Source organism: Streptomyces sp. NPDC055254, assembly GCF_053606025.1.
The window spans coordinates 47,450-59,784 of sequence record NZ_JBSGQV010000008.1; the positions used below are offsets into that span (position 1 = coordinate 47,450).

The following is a 12,335-nucleotide window of genomic DNA, read 5'->3' on the forward strand; positions in this document are numbered from 1 at the left end:
CACCTCTTCGGAGGAGTCCGGGCCCCTCGTTTGCAGTCATCCCGCGCGCCGTAATTGTCATATCTTCATAGCGTTGGTCCCATGAAGCACTCACCGCGTCTTTGGACGGTACTCAGCTGCTCCCTGCTGGTCGCGTCCCTCGGGGCCGGCGCCACCGCCTGCGGGTCCGACGACGACCCGCTGTCCGTCCGCCCGTACGACGCGGGCGATCAGGTCGCCTTCAACATGAGCGCCGACGGCCGCCCCGTCGACCCCGGTCGCCCCCTGGAAGTCACCGCCAAGACCGGTGAGGGCCGCATCACCGACGTGACCGTCGTGGACGGCCACGGCCGCCGTCTGGCGGGCGAACTCAGCGCCAAGGGGGACCGGTGGCACAGCACGGTCCCGCTGGCCGCCGGCGTCCACTACACGGCCACCGTGAGCACCGAGAACGAGCGGGGCGCTCCGGGGCAGCGCACGCTGTCCTTCGACACCACTCCGTCCAAGGGGGTCCTCAAGGTCGAATTCGGGCCGGAGGAGGGCAAATACGGCGTCGGACAGCCCATCACGGCGGAGCTCAACGAGCCGGTCAAGGACAAGGCCGCCCGCGCCGTCGTGGAGCGGGGCCTGATCGTCGACGTCCCGCCCGGAGTCGAGGGCGCCTGGCACTGGGTGGACGACAAGAAGCTGCACTACCGGCCCAAGGAGTACTGGCCCGCGAACTCCGCCGTCTCCGTGCGCAGCAACCTGGAGGGCATCAGGATCACCGACGACCTCCACGGAGCCGCGGCCAAGCCGCTGAAGCTGGAGATCGGCGACCGGGTGGAGGTCACCACCGACGCCTCCTCGCACTGGCTCACCTTCCGGCGCAACGGAGAAGTGATCAATTCCATTCCGGTGACCACCGGCAAGCCCGGCTTCTCCACCCGCAACGGCATCAAGGTGGTGCTCGGCAAGCAGTACTACGTCCAGATGCGCGGGGACACCGTCGGCATCGGCGGCAGCGAGTACTACAACCTGCCCGTCTACTGGGCCACCCGGGTCACCTGGAGCGGTGAGTACGTCCACGCCGCGCCCTGGTCGGTCGGCTCGCACGGCTACGCCAACGTCAGCCACGGCTGCACGGGCATGAGCACCGGCAACGCCGCCTGGTTCTACGAGAACATCAACGAGGGCGACATCGTCCAGGTGATCAACAGCATCGGCGACGACATGGACATCTTCGGCAACGGCTTCGGCGACTGGAACATGGACTGGAAGGACTGGCGCGAAGGCAGCGCCCTCCTCAAGGGCACCCAGGAAGGCCGCAGTCCGATCGACCAGGCGCGCCTGCGGCCGAGCGTCTAGGCCGAGCGTCCAGGCCGGGCGTCCAGGCCGAGCGTCCAGACCGGGCGCCCACGCCCGCCCCCCGGCCCCGGCGTCCGCTTCCGGGACCCGGCTCACCCTCCCGTGGCGGTTTCGCACACGGACGGGTGAGCCGAACGGGGCCCCGCAGGCGCCGGGGAGGGGGTCAGGCGGCCGAGGAGGACAGGCGGGAGCGCAGGAGGCCCGCCAGGACGTCCGCGAACTCCACCGGATCCACCGGAAGGGTGACGGCGGCGTCCGCGCGGCTCCAGGTGGCCAGCCAGGCGTCCTGGGGGCGTCCCATCAGCAGCAGCACCGGCGGACACCGGAAGATCTCGTCCTTGATCTGCCGGGCCACACCCATGCCCCCGGCCGGAGTGGCCTCGCCGTCCAGCACGCACACGTCGATGCCGCCCGCGTCCAGCGCCGACAGGACCGCCGGCAGCGTCGCGCACTCCAGGAACTCCACCGGCGGCAGGTCCGCGGCCGGCCTGCGCCCGGCCGCCAGCCGCACCTGCTCCCGGGTGCCCGCGTCGTCGCTGTAGACCAGAACCCGCGCAGTCGCCCGCATTTCGTTCCTCCACGTGTCACGTGAATCACGTTGATGTTGCGCGGGATGCTACTCCTCCCGATGCGCCGCCCACATCGGTTCGGACAGCCTCGCACGACACGCTCATTGGCTCATCTGATGGGCCGTTCGGGCCTTGCACACCCCCCGGACACTCCGAACGGCACCCCCCGGGGTGAGGGCGGGATAAGCGACCGACATAATGTCGGTCGTGGCGACAGCAACGACAGTAGATACCGGGCACGCGCACCCGACGGTCAACCGGCCGAACCTCGTCAGCGTCGGAACCATCATCTGGTTGAGTTCCGAGCTGATGTTCTTCGCGGCCCTCTTCGCGATGTACTTCACCCTGCGATCCGTGATGGGTACCGAGTACTGGACAGAGCAGGCCTCGGCCTTGAATCTGCCCTTCTCGGCGACGAACACGACGATCCTGGTGCTCTCCTCGCTCACCTGCCAGCTCGGCGTATTCGCCGCCGAGCGCGGTGACGTGAAGAAGCTCCGGACGTGGTTCATCATCACGTTCGTCATGGGTGCGATCTTCATTGGCGGCCAGGTGTTCGAGTACACCGAGCTGGTCAAGCACGAAGGCATGAGCCTCTCGTCCGATCCGTACGGCTCGGTGTTCTACCTGACCACCGGCTTCCACGGTCTGCACGTGACGGGCGGCCTCATCGCCTTCCTGCTGGTCCTCGGCCGGACGTACGCGGCCAAGAGGTTCACCCACGAACAGGCCACGTCGGCCATCGTCGTGTCCTACTACTGGCACTTCGTCGATGTCGTCTGGATCGGCCTCTTCGCCACGATCTACCTGATCAAGTAGCGAACACGTCGCCGGGCCCGACCCGGCACTCCATCCAGAAACACCGACGCAGAAGATCCTGACACCGGGGTAATCCGTGAAAAAGCTCTCCGCACGACGACGCCATCCGCTGGCGGCGGTCGTCGTTCTACTCCTCGCGCTGGCGGCCACTGGGGGGCTGTACGCCGCCTTCGCCCCCGCGGGCAAGGCGCAGGCCGATGAAACCGCCCAGTCCCTCGCCATCGAGGAGGGCAAGAAGCTCTACGCCGTCGGCTGCGCAAGCTGCCACGGAACCGGCGGTCAGGGTTCCTCTGACGGCCCGAGCCTGGTCGGCGTAGGCTCCGCGGCCGTCGACTTCCAGGTGAGCACGGGCCGCATGCCGGCCCAGCAGCCCGGCGCCCAGGTGCCGGAGAAGCCGAAGGTCTACACCCAGGCGCAGATCGACCAGCTGGCCGCGTACATCGCGTCCCTCGGCGCCGGCCCGATCACGCCGACCGAGAAGCAGTACGACCCGGCGGGTGCCGACATCGCCAAGGGTGGTGAGCTGTTCCGCAACAACTGCGCGCAGTGTCACAACTTCACCGGCGAAGGCGGCGCGCTGACGAACGGCAAGTACGCCCCGAACCTTGAGGACGTATCGCCCAAGCACATCTACGAGGCCATGCTCACCGGCCCGCAGAACATGCCCTCCTTCCCGGACAGCACCATGCCGGAGCAGGAGAAGAAGGACATCATCGCGTACCTCCAGAACGTGAACGGCGAGAAGTCGACCAACCCCGGCGGGCTCAAGCTCGGTGGCCTCGGCCCCGTCTCCGAGGGTCTGTTCGGCTGGATCTTCGGTCTGGGTGCGCTGATCGCTGTCGCCGTCTGGGTCGCGGCCCACACCGCTAAGGCCAAGAAGTCATGAGTAGCCAAGACATTCCCGAAGAGAAGCACCTGCCGAGCGAGCAGGGCGACGTCCACCACGGTGGCGTAGCGGTCGCGGACGACCCGTTCGCGGACCCGGGCCTGCCGGTCCACAAGCCGCGCATCCAGGACATCGACGAGCGTGCGGCGAAGCGCTCCGAGCGCACCGTCGCGATGCTGTTCACGCTGTCGATGCTGGCGACGATCGGCTTCATCGCGTCCTACGTGATCTTCCCGGTCGACAAGATCGTCTACATCTTCCCGCTGGGGAAGGTGAGTGCGCTCAACTTCGCCCTGGGCATGACGCTGGGCACGGCCCTCTTCTGCATCGGCGCGGGCGCGGTCCACTGGGCCCGCACCCTGATGTCCGACGTCGAGGTCGCCGACGAGCGCCACGAGATCGCAGCTCCGCCGGAGGTCAAGGCCAAGGTCATGGCCGACTTCGCCGCCGGTGCGTCGGAGTCCGGCATCGGTCGCCGTCCGCTCATCCGCAACACCATGCTGGGTGCGCTGGCGATGCTGCCGCTGTCCGCCGTCATGATCCTCCGTGACACGGGCCCGCTGCCCGAGGACAAGCTCCGCAAGACCCTGTGGGCCAAGGGCAAGCTGCTCATCAACCAGAACACGATGGAGCCGCTGCGTCCCGAGGACGTCCTGGTCGGTTCGCTGACCTTCGCCATGCCGGAAGGCCTGGAGGAGGACCAGCACGACTTCCAGGTCCAGATCGCCAAGGCCGCCCTGATGATCGTCCGCATCCAGCCGGACGACATCAAGGACAAGCAGGAGCTGGAGTGGTCCCACGACGGCATCGTCGCCTACTCCAAGATCTGCACCCACGTCGGCTGCCCGATCAGCCTGTACGAGCAGCAGACGCACCACGTGCTCTGCCCGTGCCACCAGTCCACCTTCGACCTCTCCGACGGCGCCCGTGTCATCTTCGGCCCGGCTGGTCACGCCCTTCCGCAGCTGCGGATCGGTGTGAATGACGAAGGCTTCCTCGAAGCGCTCGGCGACTTCGAAGAGCCCGTCGGTCCTGCATTCTGGGAGCGCGGATGAGCACTGCCACCACCACCAAGACGGCGCGCAAAGCGCCGGCCGGCGAGCGCGTAGCGGACTGGGCGGACGGCCGCCTGGGCATCTACAGCCTGGCCAAGGCCAACATGCGCAAGATCTTCCCGGACCACTGGTCCTTCATGCTGGGTGAGATCTGCCTCTACAGCTTCATCATCATCATCCTCACGGGTGTGTACCTGACGCTGTTCTTCCACCCGAGCATGAACGAGGTCGTCTACCACGGCTCGTACGTGCCCATGCAGGGCGTCATGATGTCCGAGGCCTTCGCCTCGACCCTGGACATCAGCTTCGACGTCCGCGGTGGTCTGCTCATCCGGCAGATCCACCACTGGGCGGCGCTGATCTTCGTCGCGGCGATGATCGTGCACATGATGCGCGTGTTCTTCACCGGCGCGTTCCGCAAGCCGCGCGAGGTCAACTGGATCTTCGGCTTCCTGCTGCTGGTCCTCGGCATGTTCACCGGTTTCACCGGTTACTCGCTGCCGGACGACCTGCTCTCGGGCACCGGTGTCCGCTTCATGCAGGGCGCGATCCTGTCCGTGCCGGTCGTCGGCACGTACCTGTCGTTCTTCCTGTTCGGCGGGGAGTTCCCGGGCGGCGACTTCGTCGCGCGGTTCTACTCCATCCACATCCTGCTGCTGCCCGGCATCATGATGGGCCTGCTCGTGGCCCACCTGATCCTGGTCTTCTACCACAAGCACACCCAGTTCCCCGGGCCGGGCAAGACGAACAACAACGTCGTCGGCATGCCGCTGCTGCCGGTCTACATGGCCAAGGCCGGAGGCTTCTTCTTCCTGGTCTTCGGTGTCATCTCGGCCATCTCCGCGATCGCCTCGATCAACCCGATCTGGGCGCTCGGCCCGTACCGTCCGGACCACGTGTCCACCGGTGCGCAGCCCGACTGGTACATGGGTATGCCCGAGGGCCTGATCCGTGCCATGCCCGGCTGGGAGATCAACCTGTGGGGCCACACGCTCGTCCTGGGCGTGTTCATCCCGCTGCTGCTCTTCCCGCTGGTGCTGGGCGCGATCGCCGTCTGGCCCTTCATCGAGTCCTGGGTCACCGGGGACAAGCGCGAGCACCACATCCTGGACCGCCCGCGCAACGTCCCGACCCGTACGGCCTTCGGTGTCGCCTGGATCGCGGAGTACATCGTGCTCCTGATCGGCGGTGGAAACGACATGTTCGCGCAGTACTTCCACCTGTCGATCAACTCGATCACCTGGTTCGTCCGCATCGGCTTCTTCGCCGTACCGGTCCTCGCCTTCATCGTCACCAAGCGGATCTGCCTCGGCCTCCAGCGCCGGGACCGGGACAAGGTGCTGCACGGTCGCGAGACCGGCATCATCAAGCGCCTGCCGCACGGTGAGTTCGTCGAGATCCACGAGCCGCTCCCGCAGGGCCAGCTGCACACGCTGACCCAGCACGAGCAGTACCGGCCGATCGAGGCCGGTCCGACGGTCGACGAGAACGGCGTCGAGCGCAAGGTGAAGCTCACGGAGAAGCTGCGGGCGAAGCTCAGCAAGGGCTTCTACGCCGAGGACAACCAGATTCCGAAGCCCTCGGTGGAGGAGTACAAGGAGATCCAGAGCGGCCACGGCCACCACTGATCCCGTTTGAGGGACTGATTTCGGTCAGTCCTGGCGTCGCCACGGCAAGAGCCCCGTCCAGGGTCTGGACGGGGCTCTTTGCCGTCCCTCGGGGCTGGATAGGCTGGAGCCCTTCCCATTCGACGTGGGCGCGGACACGGGGGCGGCCCACAAGCAGCAGGAGCGGACCATGAACGTTGTGACCCCGGCAGGCGGCGACAGCGTGGCGGCCCGCGGCTGGCCGGGCCTTCTCGACGCGCTGCTGGCCGGCCGGGACCTGCGTGCCGAGGACACCGCCTGGGCCATGGACAAGATCATGCGTGGGGAGGCCACCGACGCCCAGATCGCCGGTTTCGTGGTCGCCCTGCGGGCCAAGGGCGAGACCGTCGCGGAGATCAACGGTCTCGTCGAGACCATGTACGACCACGCCAACCTGATCGAGGTGCCGGGCCGGACGGTGGACATCGTCGGCACCGGCGGCGACGGGGCCAAAACGGTCAACATCTCGACGATGTCGGCGATCGTGGTGGCCGGTACGGGCGCCAAGGTGGTCAAGCACGGCAACCGGGCCGCGTCCTCCGCGAGCGGGGCCTCGGACGTCCTGGAGAAGCTCGGCGTCAACCTCGACCTCACCCCGGCGCGGGTCGCCGAGGTCGCGGAGGAGGCCGGCATCACCTTCTGCTTCGCGGTGAAGTTCCACCCGGCGCTGCGCCACGTGGCCGGGGCCCGCAAGGAACTGGGCATCCGGACCACCTTCAACTTCCTGGGCCCGCTGACCAACCCGGCGCGGGTACGGGCCCAGGCGACCGGTGTCGCCGACGCCAGGGTGGCCCCCATCGTGGCCGGCGTGCTCGCGGAGCGGGGCTCGTCCGCGCTGGTCTTCCGCGGCGACGACGGTCTCGACGAGCTCACCACGACCGCCACCTCGCGCGTCTGGCGGGTCCGCGACGGCAGGGTCGTGGAGCAGTCCTTCGACCCCCGTGACGTGGGCGTCGACCTCGTCGACGTGGCGGAGCTGCGGGGCGCGGACGCCTCGTACAACGCGGACGTGGCCCGGCGCCTGCTGGCCGGCGAGACCGGTCCCGTGCGCGACGCGGTGCTGCTGAACTCGGCGGCGGCCCTGGTGGCCCTGGACCCGGGCGAGGGCACGCTGGAGGAGCAGATCGCGGCGGGCATCACCCGGGCGGCGGAGGCCATCGACTCGGGCGCGGCCCGCGCGGCGCTGGAGCGGTGGGTGGCGGCCAGCAACGCCTGATGTTCGTACGACGGTTTTGAGTCAAGGCCCCGGTCCGCCATTCGGACCGGGGCCTTGCGTCGGCGGGATCATGTGGCAGGATGCTGACCAGGTCACGAGTGACAGCGTTTAGGCCCCGGCTCGCTGTCCGGCAACCCTCCTTCCGTGGCGGGGTGCCCCGGGTGATGACCAGGCCGTAGGCAGCGAGGTCTACGGCAAGCGCGGATCCCTCGACACCAGGGGTCCTGGTCTCCCGAGGAGCTTTTTCCGTGAGCAAGCGAATGCGATAGGGCGACTCCGCCCCTTCTTCAACCCCCGGACCAGGGCCGCTTCCGTGTGCCCCGTTCAGTTCCGGGGCACTCCCCGTACCCCGGACGGCCCCAGAGCCGTACCCGCGTGCGGGCGCACCGAAGCCATTCACCCCTGCCTGCCGGGAGATTCCGCCATGTCCGCATTCCTGAACGCCGCCCCGAACGCCGACACCGCCGCCGCTGTCACCGCCCGCGTCACCGCCCCCGTCGAGTGCGCGAGCAACGCCGCCGAGGGCCCCGCCTGTGCCGAACCGCTGGCGGTCCTCGGCCGGGACGTCACCGTCCCGCTCGTCACCGGCGGCGAGGTCACCTACGCCGCCCTGGACTACGCGGCCAGCGCCCCCGCCCTGCAGCGGGTCTGGGACGACGTGGCCGCGTACGCCCCCTACTACGGCAGCGTGCACCGCGGCGCCGGCTACCTCTCCCAGCTTTCCACCGACCTCTTCGAGCAGAGCCGCGTCACGGTCGCCGAGTTCCTCGACTGCCGCCCCACGGACCAGGTGGTCTTCACCCGCTCCACCACCGACTCGCTCAACCTGCTCGCCGCCGTGCTGCCGGCCGACTGCCAGGTCTTCGTCTTCGAGACCGAGCACCACGCCTCGCTGCTGCCCTGGTCGGACGCCCGCGTCAGCTACCTCGACGCCCCGCGCACCCCCGCCGAGGCCGTCGCCACGCTGGAGCGTGCCCTTGCCGAACGCGAGCCGTACGGTCCCGCGCTGGTGTGCGTGACCGGCGCCTCCAACGTCACCGGTGAGCTGTGGCCGGTCAAGGAGCTCGCCGCCGCCGCGCACGCCCACGGCGCGCGGATCGTGCTGGACGCCGCCCAGCTGGCCCCGCACCACCCCGTCTCCGTGCGGGAGCTGGACGTCGACTGGGTCGCCTTCTCCGGCCACAAGCTGTACGCGCCCTTCGGCTCGGGCGTCCTCGCCGGCCGCGCCGACTGGCTCCAGGAGGCCGAGCCGTACCTCGCCGGAGGCGGCGCCTCCCGCAAGGTGGCCCGGCGCGAGGACGGCGGTGTGGACGTCGAGTGGCACACCACCGCCGCGCGCCACGAGGCCGGCTCCCCGAACGTCATCGGCGTCTACTCGATCGCCTCCGCCTGCCGCGCTCTGACCGAGGCGGGCTTCGACGCCCTCGTCGCCCGGGAGCGCCACCTCGTCGCCACGGTCCGCGAGGGCCTCGCGGAGGTCCCCGAGGTGCGGGTGCTGTCCCTCTTCGGGGACGACGCCCCGCGCGTGGGCGTCATCTCCTTCGTGGTCGACGGTTGGAACAGCTCCCACTTCGCGGCGGCCCTGTCCGCCGAGTACGGGATCGGCGTCCGCGACGGCCTGTTCTGCGCCCACCCGCTGGTCCGCACCCTGCTGGGCAGCGAGCCGCAGGAGCCGGGGGAGTGCGGCGCCCCGGAGGCGGCCCCGGGCGAGCGCTCGCTGAACGCCATCCGCGTCAGCTTCGGCGCGGGCACCCCGGACGAGCACGTCGAGCGCTTCGTCCGCGCGGTGAAGGAACTCGTCGCGGACGGCGCGCAGTGGCAGTACCGCACGGAAGAGGGCCGCTGCGTCCCGGCCGTCTGACAGGCGGCGAGGCGGCGGTGCGCTCCAACCGGTCCGGACCCCGGCCCGAGGTGTCTAGGCGTCCAGGCCGATCGCGAAGGCGGCTTCCAGGTCGTGCTGGGAGTAGGTGCGGAAGGCCACGTGGGTGTCCGTCGCCTCGACGCCCGGGATCTTGCTGATGCTGCCCGGGATGATGTCCGCCAGGTTCTCGTGGCGGGCCACCCGGACCAGCGCGATCAGGTCGTACGTACCGGTGACGGAGTACACCTCGCTGACACTGTCCAGCGCGGCGATGGCCTCGGCGATCTCGGGGATGCGGTCCACGCTGGTCTTGATGAGCACGATCGCGGTGATCACGGCTGGCTGTCTCCCTCGGTGGCCGTCGCTGGTGGCCTCACTCTAGTCGCACCGCGATACCGCACCCACGCGTAGAGGAAGCCCACCGAGAAGCCCACGAGATGGGCCAGATAGGCGACCCCCGGGCCGCTGCCCGCCCGGTGCGCCGCCACCCCCTGGAGGGCGAACCAGAACAGCAGCACGATCCAGGCCGGGAACCGCAGCGGCAGGAAGAACAGGAACGGGAACAGACTCGTCACCCTCGCGCTCGGCAGGAGGAAGAGGAAGGCGCCGAGCACCGCCGAGATGGCCCCGGACGCCCCGACCAGCGTCTGCGCGGACCCGGCGTTGGCCGCCGCGTACGCCGTCATGGCCACGTAGCCGGCGCAGACGTAGAAGCCGAGGAACGCCGGACGGCCCATCCGCTGCTCGGCCATCGCGCCGAAGACGTACAGAAAGAGGATGTTCCCCAGCAGGTGCAGCCAGCTGCCGTGCACGAACAGCGCGGTCAGCGGGGTCAGCCAGGCTCGCGGGCCGCCCGTGAACAGCTCGTCCGGGACGACGCCCCAGCGCCGGAAGTACGCGGTCCCGGCGGTCAGCAGCTCGTCGCCCGTCCCGTAGCCCGGGTTCAGCCCCGAGGCCGGACCCAGTACGAACACCACGCCGCAGCCCGCGATCAGCGCATGGGTGACCACCGGCCCCCGGGCGGCCTCGCGCACGGCCCGCCACCTTACGATCATGCGACCGAGCATGACGCAAGCGGACCCACCTGAAGCGGTGGCAGGCCGTAGGGTTACGAGCTGCGGTCGCGGAGTGACGCGGGCGGCCGCAGGGACGGCTTTAATTGAAAGAGCTACGAAGGAGAGAGCGGCCTGATGACGGTTCCCCTGCCGACCGACACCACCCGGTGGCGTTGCACCCTGTGCGGCAACCTCACGCGCTTCGACGTCACCCGTTCGTCGAAGGTCGTGGAGTACGTCCACCTGGACCTCGCCGGGGAGCCCAAGGTCGAGGAGCGCGAGGTGGTCAATGAGACCATCGAGTCGGTCCGCTGCCGCTGGTGCAACGCGGTGGACCAGATCGAGCTGGTGGACAGGCCGGGCACGGACTCCTGACGGAGCCGTACCCGCAGGTAGATCACGGTAGGGGTGACGGATTGTGGAGCCAGCAAGCGGTGCTGAGCCGGCCGACGCGGCCGGCGACGCCGCCGAGGTGCTCGACCGCCCGCTGCCGGAGGGAGTGCGGCGCCGGGTCGTCTCGCTGGTCTCGGACGCCTTCGGCGGACTGACGGTCGCGGACCTGCCGGCGCAGCTGCGCCAGTACGCCCGGTTCACCCCGACCCGGCGCGCCAAGTTCGCCGGGAACGCCATGGCCGCCGCGGTCGAGACCGACGCCGTCTTCCGGGGGAGGGTCGCCGAGAAGCTCCGCGAGGCGCAGGCGGACCTGGCCGGGGCGCTGGAGTCCGGCGCGCCGCCCGCCGCCGCCGATCCGCTGGACGTGGCGGCCGCCGCGTACGTCCTGCGGCCGGTCGGCTGGGTCAAGCTGGTGGCGGCCGCGGGCGAGGAGGCGCAGCGCGCCGACGCCGAGCGGGTCGGCGAGGAGACCCGGCGCGAGCTGGACCGGCTCCGCGAGGAGCTGGCGCACGTACGCGACCTCCAGCGGACCGGCGGCGAGCAGGTCCGGAACGAACTGGACGCGGCCCGCAAGGAAGCGGAATCGCTGCACCGCAAGCTGCGCAGCGCCCTGAGCGACGTCAAGCGCGGCGAGGCCGCCCTGCGCAAGCTGAACGCCGAGGTAGACGGCATCCGCAGCGAGGCCGCCACCCGCGTGGCCGCCGCCGAGAGCGAGAACCGGCGGCTCAAGTCCCGGCTGGCGGAGGTGGAGACGGCACTGGAGACCTCGCGCCGGGCCACCCGCGAGGGGCGCAGCATCGAGGACATGCGGCTGCGGCTGCTGCTGGACACCGTGCTGGACGCGGCGGCCGGGCTGCGCCGCGAACTGGCGCTGCCGCCGGTCTCCACCCGTCCCGCGGACACCGTGGAGGCCGTGGAGCCGGGGCGGATGACACCGAAGGACATCGCGGCGCGCGCCCTGTCGGACACCGATCCGGCCCTGCTGGACCAGTTGTTGGCGCTGCCTCAGGCGCATCTGGTGGTCGACGGCTACAACGTGACGAAGACCGGCTATCCGACGATGCCGCTGGAGAAGCAGCGGCTGCGGCTGCTGGGCGGCCTGTCGATGCTGGCCGCGCAGACGGGCGCGGAGATGACCTGCGTCTTCGACGGGGCGGAACTGGCAGCCCCGGTGCTGCTGGCGCCGCCGCGCGGGGTGCGCGTGCTGTTCTCGAAGGCCGGGGTGACGGCGGACGAGCTGATCCGCCAGCTGGTGCGCGCCGAGCCGCAGGGCCGCCCGGTGGTCGTGGTCTCCACGGACCGGGAGGTCGCCGACGGCGTGGCCAAGGCCGGGGCGCGACCGGTCGCGTCCGCCTTGCTCCTTAAGCGGCTTTCGCGCGTTTCGTAACTCCTGGCCGCAATGCCGGAATTGACGGAGCTCGGAGTCAACGCACGGTCAAGTGTCCTGCACGCAGCGTGTGTCACGGGTAAAGAAGCTGGTCGGGGACAAAGTTTTTGCTCGACAGGATT

The 12,335-nt window shown here is 69.7% G+C and carries 12 protein-coding genes and 1 riboswitch; of the genes, 9 read left to right on the plus strand and 3 right to left on the minus strand.

Going from position 1 to position 12,335, the window contains the following annotated elements:
* The first annotated feature begins 81 nt into the window (after nt 1-81).
* Nucleotides 82-1,326: an Ig-like domain-containing protein gene (locus ACWFQ8_RS11095; protein WP_453785901.1), complete on the plus strand. Its 1,245-nt coding sequence runs from the start codon at nt 82-84 to the stop codon at nt 1,324-1,326.
* Nucleotides 1,327-1,489: 163 nt separating this feature from the next.
* On the opposite strand, the gene ACWFQ8_RS11100 is transcribed toward ACWFQ8_RS11095, so the two are convergent.
* The gene (locus tag ACWFQ8_RS11100) at nt 1,490-1,894 is read right to left on the minus strand and encodes a hypothetical protein (RefSeq protein ID WP_453785902.1); all 405 of its coding nucleotides are present in this window, start codon (nt 1,892-1,894) and stop codon (nt 1,490-1,492) included.
* 199 nt (nt 1,895-2,093) lie between these two features.
* On the opposite strand from ACWFQ8_RS11100, the gene ctaE reads away from it, so the two are divergent.
* From ctaE to ACWFQ8_RS11130, 6 genes are all read left to right on the plus strand, one after another.
* Nucleotides 2,094-2,714 carry an aa3-type cytochrome oxidase subunit III gene (gene ctaE / locus ACWFQ8_RS11105; protein WP_453785903.1) on the plus strand — a complete coding sequence of 207 codons (621 nt, stop codon included), beginning with the start codon at nt 2,094-2,096 and terminating at the stop codon, nt 2,712-2,714.
* A gap of 76 nt (nt 2,715-2,790) precedes the next feature.
* On the plus strand, nt 2,791-3,600 hold the full coding sequence (gene qcrC, locus ACWFQ8_RS11110) for a cytochrome bc1 complex diheme cytochrome c subunit (RefSeq protein WP_453785904.1): 810 nt from the start codon (nt 2,791-2,793) through the stop codon (nt 3,598-3,600).
* Nucleotides 3,597-4,655, plus strand: coding sequence for a cytochrome bc1 complex Rieske iron-sulfur subunit (gene qcrA / locus ACWFQ8_RS11115; protein ID WP_453785905.1), 1,059 nt, complete (start codon nt 3,597-3,599; stop codon nt 4,653-4,655). The genes qcrC and qcrA overlap by 4 nt, the downstream gene beginning before the upstream one ends.
* On the plus strand, nt 4,652-6,283 hold the full coding sequence (qcrB, locus tag ACWFQ8_RS11120) for a cytochrome bc1 complex cytochrome b subunit (protein WP_453785906.1): 1,632 nt from the start codon (nt 4,652-4,654) through the stop codon (nt 6,281-6,283). Before qcrA ends, qcrB begins: the two co-directional genes overlap by 4 nt.
* Before the next feature lie 169 nt (nt 6,284-6,452).
* Nucleotides 6,453-7,517 carry an anthranilate phosphoribosyltransferase gene (gene trpD, locus ACWFQ8_RS11125; RefSeq protein WP_453785907.1) on the plus strand — a complete coding sequence of 355 codons (1,065 nt, stop codon included), beginning with the start codon at nt 6,453-6,455 and terminating at the stop codon, nt 7,515-7,517.
* Between the two features lie 90 nt (nt 7,518-7,607).
* Nucleotides 7,608-7,724, plus strand: a riboswitch (SAM riboswitch).
* A 217-nt stretch (nt 7,725-7,941) separates the two neighbouring features.
* Nucleotides 7,942-9,378: an aminotransferase class V-fold PLP-dependent enzyme gene (locus tag ACWFQ8_RS11130; RefSeq protein ID WP_453785908.1), complete on the plus strand. Its 1,437-nt coding sequence runs from the start codon at nt 7,942-7,944 to the stop codon at nt 9,376-9,378.
* Between the two features lie 54 nt (nt 9,379-9,432).
* On the opposite strand, the gene ACWFQ8_RS11135 is transcribed toward ACWFQ8_RS11130, so the two are convergent.
* Both ACWFQ8_RS11135 and ACWFQ8_RS11140 read right to left on the minus strand, forming a co-directional pair.
* Entirely contained in the window at nt 9,433-9,714 is a 282-nt protein-coding gene (locus tag ACWFQ8_RS11135) for an Lrp/AsnC ligand binding domain-containing protein (protein WP_053676059.1), read from the minus strand.
* Nucleotides 9,711-10,445, minus strand: a complete 735-nt coding sequence (locus ACWFQ8_RS11140; RefSeq protein WP_453785909.1) for a rhomboid family intramembrane serine protease — start codon at nt 10,443-10,445, stop codon at nt 9,711-9,713. Before ACWFQ8_RS11140 ends, ACWFQ8_RS11135 begins: the two co-directional genes overlap by 4 nt.
* A 123-nt stretch (nt 10,446-10,568) precedes the next feature.
* Here ACWFQ8_RS11140 and ACWFQ8_RS11145 point away from each other — a divergent pair, with 123 nt between their 5' ends.
* Nucleotides 10,569-10,808, plus strand: coding sequence for a hypothetical protein (locus ACWFQ8_RS11145; protein ID WP_030291802.1), 240 nt, complete (start codon nt 10,569-10,571; stop codon nt 10,806-10,808).
* Nucleotides 10,809-10,848: 40 nt separating this feature from the next.
* On the plus strand, nt 10,849-12,213 hold the full coding sequence (locus ACWFQ8_RS11150) for an NYN domain-containing protein (protein WP_453786043.1): 1,365 nt from the start codon (nt 10,849-10,851) through the stop codon (nt 12,211-12,213).
* Nucleotides 12,214-12,335: the final 122 nt, after the last annotated feature.

Excerpts from the sequence above, each read along its gene's own strand:
- ACWFQ8_RS11095 (WP_453785901.1), top strand. The coding sequence starts at position 82 with ATGAAGCACTCACCGCGTCTTTGGACGGTACTCAGCTGCTCCCTGCTG.
- ACWFQ8_RS11100 (WP_453785902.1), bottom strand. The coding sequence starts at position 1,894 with ATGCGGGCGACTGCGCGGGTTCTGGTCTACAGCGACGACGCGGGCACC.
- ctaE (WP_453785903.1), top strand. The coding sequence starts at position 2,094 with ATGTCGGTCGTGGCGACAGCAACGACAGTAGATACCGGGCACGCGCAC.
- qcrA (WP_453785905.1), top strand. The coding sequence starts at position 3,597 with ATGAGTAGCCAAGACATTCCCGAAGAGAAGCACCTGCCGAGCGAGCAG.
- qcrB (WP_453785906.1), top strand. The coding sequence starts at position 4,652 with ATGAGCACTGCCACCACCACCAAGACGGCGCGCAAAGCGCCGGCCGGC.
- trpD (WP_453785907.1), top strand. The coding sequence starts at position 6,453 with ATGAACGTTGTGACCCCGGCAGGCGGCGACAGCGTGGCGGCCCGCGGC.
- ACWFQ8_RS11130 (WP_453785908.1), top strand. The coding sequence starts at position 7,942 with ATGTCCGCATTCCTGAACGCCGCCCCGAACGCCGACACCGCCGCCGCT.
- ACWFQ8_RS11140 (WP_453785909.1), bottom strand. The coding sequence starts at position 10,445 with ATGCTCGGTCGCATGATCGTAAGGTGGCGGGCCGTGCGCGAGGCCGCC.
- ACWFQ8_RS11145 (WP_030291802.1), top strand. The coding sequence starts at position 10,569 with ATGACGGTTCCCCTGCCGACCGACACCACCCGGTGGCGTTGCACCCTG.